Annotated in this window: 14 protein-coding genes; 6 read left to right on the forward strand and 8 right to left on the reverse strand. The window is 33.0% G+C overall.

Annotation, left to right across the window (positions count from 1 at the left end; translation table 11 throughout):
- Window positions 1-36 precede the first annotated feature (36 nt).
- Window positions 37-510, forward strand: coding sequence for a hypothetical protein (locus Q9Q97_RS17925; protein WP_306159601.1), 474 nt, complete (start codon window positions 37-39; stop codon window positions 508-510).
- 20 nt (window positions 511-530) lie between these two features.
- On the opposite strand, the gene Q9Q97_RS17930 is transcribed toward Q9Q97_RS17925, so the two are convergent.
- The 8 genes from Q9Q97_RS17930 to Q9Q97_RS17965 all read right to left on the reverse strand — a co-directional run bounded on the left by Q9Q97_RS17930 (window position 531) and on the right by Q9Q97_RS17965 (window position 8,211).
- A complete protein-coding gene (locus Q9Q97_RS17930; protein ID WP_306159603.1) occupies window positions 531-1,166 on the reverse strand; it encodes a murein L,D-transpeptidase catalytic domain-containing protein in 636 nt (211 codons plus the stop codon).
- 294 nt (window positions 1,167-1,460) lie between these two features.
- On the reverse strand, window positions 1,461-2,693 hold the full coding sequence (gene clpX, locus Q9Q97_RS17935) for an ATP-dependent Clp protease ATP-binding subunit ClpX (RefSeq protein ID WP_306159605.1): 1,233 nt from the start codon (window positions 2,691-2,693) through the stop codon (window positions 1,461-1,463).
- Window positions 2,694-2,861: 168 nt separating this feature from the next.
- On the reverse strand, window positions 2,862-3,536 hold the full coding sequence (gene clpP / locus Q9Q97_RS17940) for an ATP-dependent Clp endopeptidase proteolytic subunit ClpP (RefSeq protein ID WP_306159607.1): 675 nt from the start codon (window positions 3,534-3,536) through the stop codon (window positions 2,862-2,864).
- 319 nt (window positions 3,537-3,855) lie between these two features.
- Window positions 3,856-5,178 carry a trigger factor gene (locus Q9Q97_RS17945; RefSeq protein WP_306159609.1) on the reverse strand — a complete coding sequence of 441 codons (1,323 nt, stop codon included), beginning with the start codon at window positions 5,176-5,178 and terminating at the stop codon, window positions 3,856-3,858.
- Window positions 5,179-5,290: 112 nt separating this feature from the next.
- On the reverse strand, window positions 5,291-5,635 hold the full coding sequence (locus Q9Q97_RS17950; protein ID WP_306159611.1) for a phage holin family protein: 345 nt from the start codon (window positions 5,633-5,635) through the stop codon (window positions 5,291-5,293).
- Window positions 5,636-5,687: 52 nt separating this feature from the next.
- On the reverse strand, window positions 5,688-6,452 hold the full coding sequence (locus Q9Q97_RS17955; RefSeq protein WP_306159612.1) for an alpha/beta fold hydrolase: 765 nt from the start codon (window positions 6,450-6,452) through the stop codon (window positions 5,688-5,690).
- 24 nt (window positions 6,453-6,476) lie between these two features.
- Window positions 6,477-7,463 (reverse strand): YhcG family protein, encoded by a 987-nt coding sequence (locus tag Q9Q97_RS17960; RefSeq protein WP_306159614.1) that lies wholly within the window; start codon window positions 7,461-7,463, stop codon window positions 6,477-6,479.
- 34 nt (window positions 7,464-7,497) lie between these two features.
- On the reverse strand, window positions 7,498-8,211 hold the full coding sequence (locus Q9Q97_RS17965; RefSeq protein ID WP_306159616.1) for a pyridoxine 5'-phosphate synthase: 714 nt from the start codon (window positions 8,209-8,211) through the stop codon (window positions 7,498-7,500).
- 115 nt (window positions 8,212-8,326) lie between these two features.
- Between Q9Q97_RS17965 and Q9Q97_RS17970 the strand changes: the two genes are divergently transcribed.
- From Q9Q97_RS17970 to bamA, 5 genes are all read left to right on the forward strand, one after another.
- The gene (locus Q9Q97_RS17970) at window positions 8,327-8,989 is read left to right on the forward strand and encodes a CBS domain-containing protein (protein WP_306159618.1); all 663 of its coding nucleotides are present in this window, start codon (window positions 8,327-8,329) and stop codon (window positions 8,987-8,989) included.
- 98 nt (window positions 8,990-9,087) lie between these two features.
- Window positions 9,088-9,972 carry an NAD kinase gene (locus Q9Q97_RS17975; RefSeq protein WP_306159620.1) on the forward strand — a complete coding sequence of 295 codons (885 nt, stop codon included), beginning with the start codon at window positions 9,088-9,090 and terminating at the stop codon, window positions 9,970-9,972.
- Between the two features lie 173 nt (window positions 9,973-10,145).
- Window positions 10,146-10,841 carry a DUF6089 family protein gene (locus Q9Q97_RS17980; RefSeq protein ID WP_306159622.1) on the forward strand — a complete coding sequence of 232 codons (696 nt, stop codon included), beginning with the start codon at window positions 10,146-10,148 and terminating at the stop codon, window positions 10,839-10,841.
- Window position 10,842: 1 nt separating this feature from the next.
- Window positions 10,843-11,583, forward strand: coding sequence for an isoprenyl transferase (locus tag Q9Q97_RS17985; RefSeq protein ID WP_306159708.1), 741 nt, complete (start codon window positions 10,843-10,845; stop codon window positions 11,581-11,583).
- Window positions 11,516-14,263, forward strand: a complete 2,748-nt coding sequence (gene bamA / locus Q9Q97_RS17990; RefSeq protein ID WP_306159624.1) for an outer membrane protein assembly factor BamA — start codon at window positions 11,516-11,518, stop codon at window positions 14,261-14,263. Before Q9Q97_RS17985 ends, bamA begins: the two co-directional genes overlap by 68 nt.
- Window positions 14,264-14,267 lie beyond the last annotated feature (4 nt).

The following is a 14,267-nucleotide window of genomic DNA, read 5'->3' on the forward strand; positions in this document are numbered from 1 at the left end:
TCTTATTTTTATTTGAAATTTCTAAATCCTAAAATAATGAAAAAAGCTATTGGTATTTTACTAATTCTATTGGTTTCTATTGGTTGTGATTCTGATCCTTTTAAAGAAGACATTATTGAAGGTTTTAATCTTGATGCCTCTATAGACTTCAGTGTTGTTAATTCTAAAAATGAAGATTTATTGAATCCGAGCAATCCTGATAGTTACGACCCAAAGAAAATAAAAATACTTTTTTTATTGGACGGGAAATTGGTTCCACAATATCAAGCCAATTTAGATTCTCCTAATTTTTTCATGATTTACCAAAATTCAGATCGATATGCAATTCGAATTTTCTTAAACCACAATCCTAAAGAGAAATTTCCCGAAACTTATATTCAATGGAATGAAAATGACAAAGACATTGTAAAAGTTGAATATTCGAGAACAAAAAACTCTACTACCAAAAAAAATGTTTGGCTTAATGACCAAGTCATTGCTAAGCCCACTTATTTGACGATTACAAAGTAAGCCACGATGGCGATATCATATTAAGTCTTGATAATCCACATCAGGACTTTTTTATTGTTTTTCAAAAGCTCATCGATTTCTTTCATGCTTTCGTTTGAAACTGCTGGACAGCCCCAACCTTCTGGCGTTCCTTCTGGATAAACTTCATTATCTGAAATTGCATCCCAAGAATGGAGCACTATGGCACGGTTTCGTGCATTCGAATTTGTTTTGTCTTTTCCCTGCAAAACATAATTTACTTTTATGCCCCACTGACTCACACCGCGATCTAAAACAACGAATTTTCCAACTGAAGAACAATGCGAATCGAACTCGTTGCTAATCTGCGGTTTTTCTTTAGAAGAAGTTCTTCCCCATTGGTTATCGCCACAGCCGTGACTCACCATATAAGATTTTGCAATTTTGTTTTGCTTAAAATCGTAAATAAAAAATCTTTTATAGCCAGAATGCAATCCTAAATCAATAAGAAAAAAGAAATTTTGATTGTAATTGTTGGTTTTGCAAAATGCTAAAGCTTCTTTGTAATAAGAACTATAATCTGATTTCGCCTCAAATAACTTGTTTTCCTTTTTTGGAAGCAAAAGTGATTTATCCTCTTTCTTTTGGACACAAAACCACAACGCAAAAAAAATAATGAAGCAATATAGTATCTTCATAATTTAATTACCAGATTAAGTTTCAACTTATTTTTTTATTCTCTTAAATACTTTTTAAGTGCTTTTATAACCAAAAACAAAGTATAAAAAATAATTCCAAAAAAAGCACCATAAAAAACAAAAAGAACAATTTGCCATATCAGCAAACCAATTTCCATACTTCCAAAATCCATATTTAAAACTTATGATTAAACGAATCGGCTAAAACAAATGTAAGAAATAACATGAAATAAAATATAAAAAAAACCTGTTCAAATAAATGAACAGGTTTTTAGAAAATAATATTTTCAATACTTAAGAAGCAATTTCCATACGCTTCAATAAGTTTTTGCTTAATGTATGTTCTGCATATTCTTTGTCAATTGTCAGACTGATATCGTCTGAAGTTGGCAGTTCGTACATGGCGTCTGTCAGGATAGCTTCGCATAAAGAACGCAATCCACGAGCTCCTAATTTATATTCTAAAGCTTTATCTACAATAAAATCTAATGCTTCATCTGTAATCGTAAATTCAACATCATCCATTAAGAACAATTTCTGATATTGTTTGATTAAAGCATTTTTAGGTTGCGTTAAAATAGCACGAAGCGTTTCTTTATCCAAAGGATCCATGTGCGTTAAGACCGGTAAACGGCCAATGATTTCAGGAATCAAACCAAAGTCTTTGATGTCTTTTGGAATAATATACTGCAACAAATTGTCTTTGTCGATATTGTCAACATTTTTAGAAGTTGAGTAACCCACTGCCTGACGGTTTAAACGTTTTGAAATAATACGTTCTACACCATCAAAAGCTCCACCGGCAATGAACAAGATGTTTTGAGTATTTACCTCAACAAATTTCTGGTCTGGATGTTTACGTCCTCCTTTTGGCGGTACGTTTACAACTGTTCCTTCTAATAATTTTAATAATGCCTGCTGAACACCTTCTCCAGAAACGTCACGCGTAATTGACGGATTATCACTTTTACGGGCAATTTTATCAATTTCGTCAATAAATACGATTCCTCTTTCGGCTTTAGCCACATCATAATCTGCAGCTTGAAGTAAACGTGTCAAAATACTTTCTACGTCTTCTCCAACATAACCTGCTTCTGTCAAAACTGTTGCGTCAACAATTGCCAACGGAACGTCTAACATTTTTGCAATTGTTTTTGCTACTAATGTTTTTCCTGTTCCGGTTTGTCCCACCATGATGATGTTACTTTTTTCAATCTCCACTTCGTCGTCCAATTGCTGTTGCATTAAACGTTTGTAGTGATTGTAAACCGCAACCGACATTACTTTTTTAGTCTGATCTTGACCAATAACATATTGATCCAGGAAAGCTCTAATTTCTTTTGGTTTCTTTAAAATTAAGTCCCCAACTAGTTTTGCGCTTCCGCTAGATTTTAATTCTTCTAATACAATTCCGTGTGCTTGTTCAATACATTTATCACAAATATGTGCATTGATACCCGCAATTAATAAATTAGTTTCTGGCTTCTTTCTTCCACAAAACGAACATTCTAATACTACTTTTGCCATTCTATTTATGTTACTAAGCTGCAAAGATACTAAGTTTCTAAGCTTTTTGACCTAAAACTTAAAAACTTAACTTCTTTACAGCTTAATCTTATACTTTATTTATGATTTTTGAAATTACAAAGAGCCTCAGTAACTCAGCATCTTAATAACTTAGACGCTTTAAGAAAATTATCCTCTTCTTAATACTTCGTCAATCATTCCGTACTCTTTTGCTTCGTCAGCTTTCATCCAATAGTCACGCTCACTGTCTTTGTGAACTCTTTCGAATGACTGTCCAGAGTGTTGTGAAATGATGTTGTATAATTCATCTTTCAATTTTAACATCTCACGTAAGTTGATTTCCATATCTGTTGCAACTCCTTGCGCTCCTCCAGATGGCTGGTGAATCATTACTCTTGAGTGAGGCAATGCAGAACGTTTTCCTGCTGCTCCTGCACATAATAAAACTGCTCCCATAGAAGCTGCCATTCCTGTACAGATTGTTGCTACATCTGGTTTGATGTATTGCATTGTATCGTAAATTCCTAAACCTGCGTAAACACTTCCTCCTGGAGAGTTTAAATAAATTTGAATATCTTTTGAAGCATCAGCGCTTTCTAAAAATAATAACTGAGCCTGAACGATATTGGCGATCTGATCGTCGATACCTGTTCCTAAGAAGATGATTCTGTCCATCATTAATCTTGAGAAAACGTCTAATTGAGAAATATTCAACTGGCGTTCTTCAATAATATATGGAGTCATGTTTGTTGGAGTCATTGCTGCTACTATTTTATCGTAATACATTGCGTTTACTCCTTGGTGCTTTGTAGCAAATTTCTTGAATTCTTTACCGTAGTTCATATTGTAGTGTTCTAAGTTTATGTTATAATGATATTATTTTCTCATCAAAGGTTGTACCTCTTTCAAAAAAATGTCAATTTGTCCTATTTCTAGCCCAGATAGCAGTGGAAAGCTTTTTTTAATTGACAACTATTTTTTGTTGGTAGAAAAAAGCGACCAACGGAAGCTCTTTTTTTACCTTACAAAAAAAGGCGACAATAAAAAAACTTGCAACGGATAGCTGGATTAGCTTCTGAAAAGTAATCAAAAAATAAATTAAAACAAAAGAGCGTCGGGAAAAAACTTCCTGACGCTCTTAATATGAATATTATTTTAGAAATTATTCTCCGTAAGAAGCAGCGATAAATTCTTCGTAAGTAACCTCTTTAGTTGTTGGGTTAGCTTTTTCTTTGAAGATATCTAACATTTTTGATGCCACAACTTGCTCAGAAAGTCTCTTTACTTCTTCTTGGTTAGATAAAACTCTAGCCACGATTCCTTCTACTTCTTCGTCAGTTGGATTTGTTTGTCCAAATTGAGCCATTTGCTGTCTGATAGCGTTTGATGTAAAAGCTTTTAAGTCTTCAAATGTAATTTGGATATTGCTTTGCGCTAAAGCTTTTCCTTCGATTAATTGGAAACGTAAACCTTTTTCAGATCTTGCGTATTCAACTTCAGCTTCTTCTGCAGTTAATTTTTTCTCTCCTACAGTTTGCAACCATTTTTTAAGGAATTCAGCTGGTAAATCAAATTTTGTGTTTTCGATTAAGAAATCCTGAACGTCTAATAATAATTTTTGCTCTGATTGCTGTGCAAATTGTGCTTCAGCATCTTCTTTAATTTTAGCTTTTAAATCTTCTAGAGAAGCTACTTTTCCTTCACCAAAAAGTTTGTCAAATAATTCTTGGTTTAATTCAGCTGGCTCAGAACCATTGATAGCGCTGATAGTAAAGTTTACTTCAACATCTAAACCGTGAACACCTTCGTGACCAACTTTTAAGTAATCCATTAATTGGTGATCGTCTTCAAATAAACCTTTTGTGCTTACTGTAACAACATCTCCAACTTTTTTACCTACGAATTGTTTTCCAGCTTTTTTACTGAAAGCGCTAACTGCAATTGTAGTTGTATTGTCGATTCCTTCAGCTTCGTTTGAGAATGTTCCAGTTAAGTCTGAGTTTTCATCAGATACTTCTTGAGGAATTGCTTTTCCAAATTGTTTTTGGATACGCTCTACTTGTCCGTCGATTAATTTATCGTCAGCAGTAACGATATATTTTACGATATCATTTTTAGCTTCTAAATCAATTTCGAAGTTTGGCACTAAACCAATTTCGTATTCGAAAGTTAATTCTTCAGCATCCCAGTTAAAATCTTCATTTACTTTAGCAAGAGGAGTTCCTAAAAGATTTAATCTTTCAGATTGAATATAACGCTCTAAAGCCAAATCAACTACTTTTTTGATCTCTTCTTGCTTAATAGCTTTTCCGTATTGTTTTTCAACAAGATCTTTAGGCACGGCACCTTTTCTAAATCCTTTAACTTGCGCTAAAGGCATTTTTTCGTTAATTCTTTTTGCTACTTGACCTTTATAATCCATATGAACAACGTTCATAACGATTGTCTCGTTTACAGCGTCTATTGCTACTCTTTTAATATCCATCTTCTTCTTTAATTTACATAATAAAATTGGGTTGCAAAATTATAAAATTTTTGCAACCCAACCAAGTTTTTAATCTATTGTATTAGAAGCAGTTTTAATCTGCCATAATGTTTTATTTATCGTCTCCCAGTATTTTATAGGTGATAGATTGCAGAATAGACAAAATTACACTGAATATTAATGCTGTCCAGAACGAATCTACTGCAAAGCCTCCTACAATCTTTGTACAAAGCAAAATAATGATGGCGTTTATAACTAATAAAAATAATCCGAGAGTAACTACTGTTACTGGTAATGTCAGGATAACCAATATTGGTTTTATAAACAAATTAAGCAATCCTAGAACAAAAGCAACAATTACAGCTGTTCCAAAACTTGCCACGTGAACACCAGTTAAAAGGTTAGACAGTAACAAAACCAAGGCTGCTGTAACAAGAAGTCTAAGTATTAATTTCATAACTTTTTCTTTTAAATTTTAAATAAATGTACTAAAATTTTTATCACAAAAACTACTCTTTTAAAAAGGAAGCTGTCATTTCGAAAAACATTTTCGGATTTTCGGCATGAAGCCAATGCCCAGCGTTTGGAATCGTTTCTAATTTTAAATTTGGAAAATGCTGACGGATTCCGTCAAGATCTGCATCTTGAATATAGCCAGAATTTCCACCGCGGATAAACAATGTCGGCTGGTCAAAAACTAAACCATCTGGCAAAGGTTTTCCAATCGCATCCAGATTATTATTAAAAGCTGGCAGATTAAATCTAAAAGCTAATTGTCCTGGTTCTTTCCAATATAAATTTTTCAATAAAAACTGACGTGTTCCAAAATCGGGAACATATTGTGACAAAGTTGCTTCTACGTCATTTCGGCTTGGCTTTACCGAAAAATCAACGGCATTTAATCCTGCTAAAATATCTTGATGATGTTGTTTATAAAATCTCGGACCAATATCTGCCACAATCAACTTATCTACAATTTCTGGATGCGTAGTCGCAAAAAGCATCGCAACTTTTCCTCCCATTGAATGTCCTAGAATATCAATTCGTGTTAGATTATTTGCTTGACAGTATTCATAAACGTCCTGCACCATTGCCTCATAACTCCACTCGTCTGAATGAAAACTGCGTCCATGGTTTCTTAAATCTAAAATATGAACTTGAAATCCGGCTTCTACATATTGTCCAGCAAGAGTTTTCCAATTGTCAGACATTCCGAGAAAGCCGTGCATGATGACAAATGGTTTTCCTTCGCCTTCTATTTTTGAGTATAACATATTTAAATATTTATTTTTTGAGATTTAATTCTCTTTTTCTAATCCAAATCTTTGAATATTGTTTTCAATTAATGCTTTTAATTCTTCTTCTTTTGGCATGTAAAGTAAATATTGACTTGCAAAAACACTTTTCTTATCAGCCAGTACCGAATATTTCACAATCGTTTCATCTTTCTCCGAACAGAGCAAAATTCCAATTGTCGGCTGATCAGACTCTCCTTTTTTCAAATCATCGTACATACGAACATACATATCGATTTGCCCAATATCCTGATGAGATAAGGAACCTGTTTTTAAATCAATAATAACAAAGCACTTTAAAATATAATTATAGAATACTAAATCAATATAAAAATCAGAGGTATCTGTAACTATATGTTGTTGTCTTGCAACAAAAGCAAATCCTTTTCCAAATTCCAACAGAAATTGTTGCAGATGATCTATAATAGAAGTTTCTATACTTCGCTCAGAATTTTTACTTTCTGGCGACAATCCTAAAAACTCAAATATATAAGGATCTTTTATTAGACTATGAATTGTTTCTGGTTTTGCTTCAATATCCTTATGCTCTAAAACACGCTCAAAAGCTAATGAGTTTATCTGTCGTTGAAGCGTTCTGCTATTCCAATTATTTACTATACTTTCATTTAAATAATATTTGATTTTTTCATTAGAATTTAATCTTGATAATAAACGATAATGTGTCCAGCTCAATTCAGTACGCAATGCGTTCCAAATTGGAAAAGCTTTATAAAAAGCCCGCATATTATTTAAGTTTCTTTCATCAAATCCTTTTCCAAACTCTACTGTAAGCTGATTTGCTAAATTCTTTAAAGTTGATTTGCCATAGTCTGCACGATCTTTTCCTTTTTGTTCAGCTTCAACAATCAGCTTCCCAATTTCCCAATATGTTTCAAGTAATGCTGAATTTGCCATTCTAAAAACACGTTGACGAGATTGAAGAATAATTTCTTTAATTTCTGAAAATAATGGAATCTGGTTTATTATCATTATCTAAAAATTTAAATTCAAAAAACTAAAATTCTTATTTCAATTTATTCAGATACATATTCACCGTATTATCTAAACCTAAATAGAGCGCTTCTGAAATTAAAGCATGACCGATAGAAACCTCTAATAAACCTGGAATATTTTGTTTAAAAAACTTGATATTATCCAAACTCAAATCGTGTCCAGCATTGATTCCTAAACCTAATTCATTTGCCAATTTAGCGGCTTCAACATAAGGATCAATCCCTCTTTCGTTTCCTAAATCGTATTGGTGCGCAAAAGATTCTGTGTACAATTCAATTCTATCTGTACCCGTTTTTTTAGCTCCTTCAATCATTTCCAAAATCGGATCAACAAAAATCGAAGTTCTGATTCCGTTTCTTTGAAATTCCTGAATCACTTCTGTCAAATATTCTTGATTTTTTATTGTATCCCAACCTGCAGAAGAAGTTATAGCGCCAATTGCGTCTGGAACCAAGGTTACTTGGTCTGGTTTGCATTCTAAAACCAAATCAATAAAATTATGCTGCGGATTTCCTTCAATATTATATTCTGTTGTAACGACTGCTTTTAAATCGCGCGCATCCTGATAACGAATATGGCGCTCATCTGGACGTGGGTGAATAGTAATTCCTTGCCCGCCAAATCGCTGAATATCTGCAGCCACTTTTAATAAATCAGGAACATTTCCGCCGCGAGCATTTCGAAGCGTTGCAATTTTATTGATATTTACACTTAATTTTGTCATATAAATAGATATTAATTCTAGTAACCTTATATTTGTTACGACAAAAATACAAAGTAAAACAGAGCGGTTTTCGGTATTTTTTGATTATTTTGCATCAAATATCCTCAATTGATTTATGACAGAAATTACAAACTATATCACAAACGATTTCAGAGCGATTGACAGTCAGGAAACGATAGCCTCGATTCAGGACTTTTTTATCGATGTAAATTTTTCTCATTTTCCGATTTTAGAAGATGGTACTTTCATTGGAAGCATTTCTTCTGATGATGTCGAAACGTTTGACATTGACAAAAAAGCAATTGACTACAAATATACTTTAGAACGTTTTTTTGCCAGAAAATCGATGATCTGGCTTGATGTCTTAGAGGTCTTTGCAAAAAACCACACAAACATCCTTCCTATTCTTGACGAAAACAATAATTATATTGGCTATTATGAAATGGTAGACATTATGAAGTTTTTTCAGGAAACTCCATTTTTAAAAGAACCAGGCGCTATTATTATTGTACAAAAAGGTCTTTTGGATTATTCAATGAGTGAGGTAACCCAAATTATAGAAAGCAATAACGGAAAAGTTTTAGGCTGTTTTGTTTCTGAAGCTGATACAGAAAACAATGTTCAGATTACGGTAAAAATTGGTTTAGGAGCAATTAATGAGATTATCCAGACCTATAGAAGATACGGTTACGAAATTATTTCTGAACATCAGGAAGATACCTATATTAACAGCTTAAAAGAGCGATCAGATTATTTAGACAAATACCTTAATATATAGATTTTGAATGTGCCAATGAGAAAATTAGTTAATTAGACATTTTTCACATTTGCAAATTATCTAATTGACACATTGACAAATTATCTAATTTAAATAGAATGAAAATAGCCATTTACGGACAATACTATCAGAATAGCACAGAACCTATTATAAAAGACATTTTCAAATTTTTCAATACCAATAACGTTGAAATGGTAATTGAAGAAAATTTCCTGAAAATGCTTTACGAAAAACAGCTTGTAAAAAAAGAATACAAAACTTTTTCTCCAAGTACTGCTTTAGACAATAGTTTTGAAATGCTGATTAGTATTGGAGGTGACGGTACTATTTTAAGAGCCGCTGCTTTTGTTCGTAATTCTGGAGTTCCTTTATTAGGTATAAATGCAGGCCGATTAGGTTTTCTTGCTAAAGTTCAGAAAGAGAATATCGAAAGTTTACTACAATATGTAATAGACCAAAATTACACCACTTCTGAAAGAACTTTGTTAGGATTAAGCTGTGAACCTTATAACGAGGCTTTCAAAGAACTTAATTTTGCAATGAACGAAGTTACAGTGAGCAGAAAAGACACGACTTCGATGATTACGGTTGAAACTTATTTGAACAATGAATATTTAAATTCTTATTGGGCCGACGGATTAATCATTTCAACGCCAACCGGATCAACAGGATATTCGCTTAGCTGTGGCGGACCAATTTTAACGCCAGATGTAAAAAGCCTTGTTATTACGCCAATTGCCCCACACAATTTAACTGCCAGACCTCTTGTTATTCCTGACGATACCGAAATTACACTGCGCGTAACAGGAAGAGAAGACCAATACCTAGTTTCTTTAGATTCGAGAATTTCCTCTGTGAAAAATGAATCTATTTTAAAAATTAAAAAGACAGATTACAAAATTAAAATGGTTGAAATACCAGGCGAAACTTTCTTAAAGACCTTGAGAAACAAACTGCTCTGGGGAGAAGATAAAAGAAATTAAACTCTTTTCTGATTCTTCACTATACGATAATACCACATTTTCTCGTTCTGCATGTAGTGAATCATCATTAAATGGCTCAAAATCATAACGTAAATTGAAAAAAAAGCACATTTAAGCAAAGGAACTTTGATTCGTATTGATAATTATTATATTTGCACGCAATTTTGAATTAAATGAAGAAAATTTTTAATTTATTGTTATGTTTTTTCCCCTTTATTACACTTAATGCTCAAATCAATGAGATTGGTGTTTTTCTTGGTGGAAGCAACTTTGTTGGAGATGTTGGTAAAACAACTTATATCAACCCAGAAAAACTAGCTTTTGGTATTCTGTATAAATGGAATAGAAGCCCTAGACATTCCTGGAGATTCTCTTACACTCAATCAAATGTTAGTGGAAATGACCTCAAATCTGACGAAAGCGGAAGAAGCGGAAGAGGTTATCGCTTTGACAATGATATAAAAGAGTTTTCTGCTGGTTTAGAATTTAATTTCTTTGATTTTAATCTGCATGATTATCATACAAAAATAACTCCTTATGTATTTTCAGGATTAAATTTTTTCCTGTATGATAATTTGTATCGATATCGCCAACCAGCAGATCCAAACATAATATATTCCGAAAACTCAAGCTCTCTTGCTATACCTTTTATACTAGGTATAAAATCGAACATAACACCACGTTTCGTATTAGGACTTGAAACTGGAGTACGTTATACTTTCACAGACAACATTGACGGAAGCAACCCTGATACAAGTAGTTCAAACATTTTAAAGTTTGGAAATTTAAATAATAATGACTGGTATGTTTTTTCAGGTATTACTTTAACCTATACCTTTGGACAAAAACCTTGCTATTGCGCAGAATAAAATGAATTTAATAGAATCAATAGATCACACAAACTTACCAAAACACCTTGCCATCATTATGGACGGTAACGGACGTTGGGCTAAACAACAAGGCTTTCTGCGTGCATTTGGCCACGAAAATGGTACCAAATCTGTAAAAGACATCATCAAAACCTCAGCTAAACTAGGAATTGAATATTTAACGCTATATGCTTTCTCTACAGAAAACTGGAACCGCCCAAAACTTGAGGTACAGGCATTAATGAAAATATTGATTAATTCATTAAAAAAAGAACTCGTTACCCTTCAAGAAAACAATATCAGACTTAATGCAATAGGAAATCTTGATAAATTGCCAAAAACAGCCCAAAAAGAACTTTTGGATGTTATGGAAAAGACTAAAAATAATACACGCTTAACTCTTACTCTCGCTTTAAGCTACGGCTCTAGAGAAGAATTGGTAAATGCCGTAAAGTCAATTAGTGATAAAGTTAAAAATAATATAATTTCAATAGACACTATTGACGATTCAATTATAAATGAGCATCTTTACACGCAAAATTTACCTGACGTAGATTTATTAATACGAACAAGTGGAGAACATAGAATAAGTAATTTTTTGCTATGGCAGATCGCCTATGCAGAATTGTATTTTACTAATGTCTTGTGGCCAGACTTTAAAGACCAAGATTTATATGAGGCTATTATTAGTTATCAAAAAAGAGAACGTAGATTTGGAAAAACCAGTGAACAAATTAAATAATTTTTTAGTGTTGCAAAAAAAAATACAAATAGTCTTTACCCTTTTACTTTTGGGTAGTTTTTCACAAATTAAAGCACAAGAAAGAGTTCCTTTTGATCAAGGGAAAAAATATATTCTAGCTAAAGTCTCTGTTGTTGGTAAAATAAGCTTCAATGAACAGACTGTTGTTACCTTTTCAGGACTTCAAAAAGGTCAGGAAATTACTGTTCCTGGAGAAGAAATCAGTAGCGCAATTAAAAAATTAGGAAAACTCGGGCTTTTTGATGAAATCGCGTTCTATGTTAATAAAGTAGAAAATGACAGTATCTATTTAGATTTAGACATTGTTGAGCTTCCTAAACTAAATGAAGTTAAAATCGTTGGTGTAAAGAAAAGTAAAATCGAAGGTTTAATTAAAGATAACAACTTGACAAAAAACAAAATTGTCAACGAAAACTTAATTACAACCACTAAAAACTACATCGAAAACAAGTATAAAAAAGAAGGTTTTTATAACACAAAAGTTACTATTACCAATACTCCTGATACTATTAACGGACACCAAGTTAATATGCTTGTCAGAATAGATAAAGGTGACAAAGTGAAAATCAGCAATATTGATTTCACTGGAAATAAACAACTTACAGATACGCAATTGCGCGCCGCAATGAAAGACACCAAACAGAAAAACTTCATTCGTGTCTTTAAAGCTTCTAAATTTATTCCAGAAAAATACAAAACTGACTTAGAAAAAATAATTGCAGCATACAAAGAAAAAGGATATCGTGATGCTCGTATTATTTACGATTCTGTAAAATACAACAAACAAAAAAAGGCTCTTTCTATTAATATTAACGTAGAAGAAGGAAATAAATATTACTTCGGAAACATCAAATTCCTAGGAAATACAGTTTATTCAGATCAGCTTTTAAACCGTTATTTAGGAATCAAAAAAGGAGAAACCTATAATGGAGTTTTATTAGAAAAAAGAATTGCTGATAAAACAAAACCAGATGCTGAAGACATTACCAACTTGTACCAAAACAACGGTTACTTGTTTTCAAACATAAATGCTGTAGAGGTCAGAACGGTTAATGACACTATCGATTTTGAGATTAGAGTTACTGAAGGTCCTATCGCTTATTTCAATAAAATTACGGTTGTTGGAAACGACAAAACAAACGATCATGTTATTTATCGTGAGTTAAGAACAAAACCAGGTGAAAAATACAGTAAAGAACAATTGGTTAGAACGATTCGTGAGATTGGACAATTAGGATTCTTTGATCCTGAGGCAATCGATCCTAAATTTAAAAACGTAGACGCTGGAGCTGGAACTGTTGATATCGAATACAATGTAGTTGAAAAAGGATCTAGCCAGGTCGAACTTCAAGGAGGTTATGGCGGTGGAGGTTTCATTGGTACATTAGGACTTTCATTTAACAACTTCTCTGCACGAAAAATGTTCGACAAAGAAGCTTATAAGCCTTTACCAATGGGAGATGGACAAAAAGTAGCGCTTCGTCTACAAGGAAGTACATACTTCCAAACGTATAGTTTATCATTCTCAGAACCTTGGTTTGGAGGAAAGAAACCAGTACAGTTTAGTTCATCTATTTCATATAGTAAGCAATTTCTTAACAATTATATTACTCGAACTGTTGATAGAAGCAAAAGTTTTAATATTTTTACAGTCCAAGTTGGTTTAGCTAAAAGGTTAACCGTGCCAGATGACTACTTCGTATTATCACAATCGGTAAGTTATCAGCACTACGACTTGAACAATTATAATACAGGTTTGTTTACGTTTGGTAATGGTGCGTCAAGAAACTTAGCTTATACTATAGGACTTTCAAGAAGTAATAAAGGAACAAATCCTATCTTCCCAATGTATGGTTCTGAATTTAGTATTTCTGCTAAAGTTACTCCTCCATATTCATTATTTAACGGAATTGATTATGGTGATTTGCAAAACCAGAAAGAATACAAAACACAATATACAGGAACATCAGGAAGTGGTATAGACGGACAAGCGCTTAACAATGGTGATTATGTTAAAACAGTAACTGTAAACGGACAAACAGGTTATGCGAGTGTTGGATCAGACTACGCAAGCGCTGACACAGATGTAGCAAAAGTCGATCAGAAAAAATACAACTGGTTAGAATATTATAAAGTTAAATTTAAAGGAGACTGGTATACTAAGGTTTATGGAAAATTAGTATTAAGAACGCTAACAGAGTTTGGTTTCTTAGGAGCTTATAACCAAGAAAGAGGTGTTATTCCGTTTGAACGTTTTTATTTAGGAGGTGATGGTATGGCAAACTACTCAATGGATGGTAGAGAAACTATTCAGTTGAGAGGTTATCCAAATAACTCTTTAACTCCAGTAAACATAAATGGTGATGCAATTGGAGCAACGATTTACAACAAATTCTCTATGGAATTACGTTACCCAATTACATTAAAAGCATCGGCTTCTATTTTTGCATTAACATTCTTAGAAGCAGGTTCATCATATCCAACGTTTAAAGATTACAACCCGTTTGACTTAAACCGTTCTGCTGGTGCTGGTTTACGTGTATTCATGCCTGCATTTGGATTATTGGGTATCGACTTTGGTTATGGATTTGACGCTCTTCCAGGACAAACAAAAGCGAATGGATGGGAAACACACTTTATCATTGGACAACAATTTTAGTGAA

It is taken from the genome of Flavobacterium sp. DG2-3, from assembly GCF_030730925.1.
GTDB lineage: Bacteria > Bacteroidota > Bacteroidia > Flavobacteriales > Flavobacteriaceae > Flavobacterium.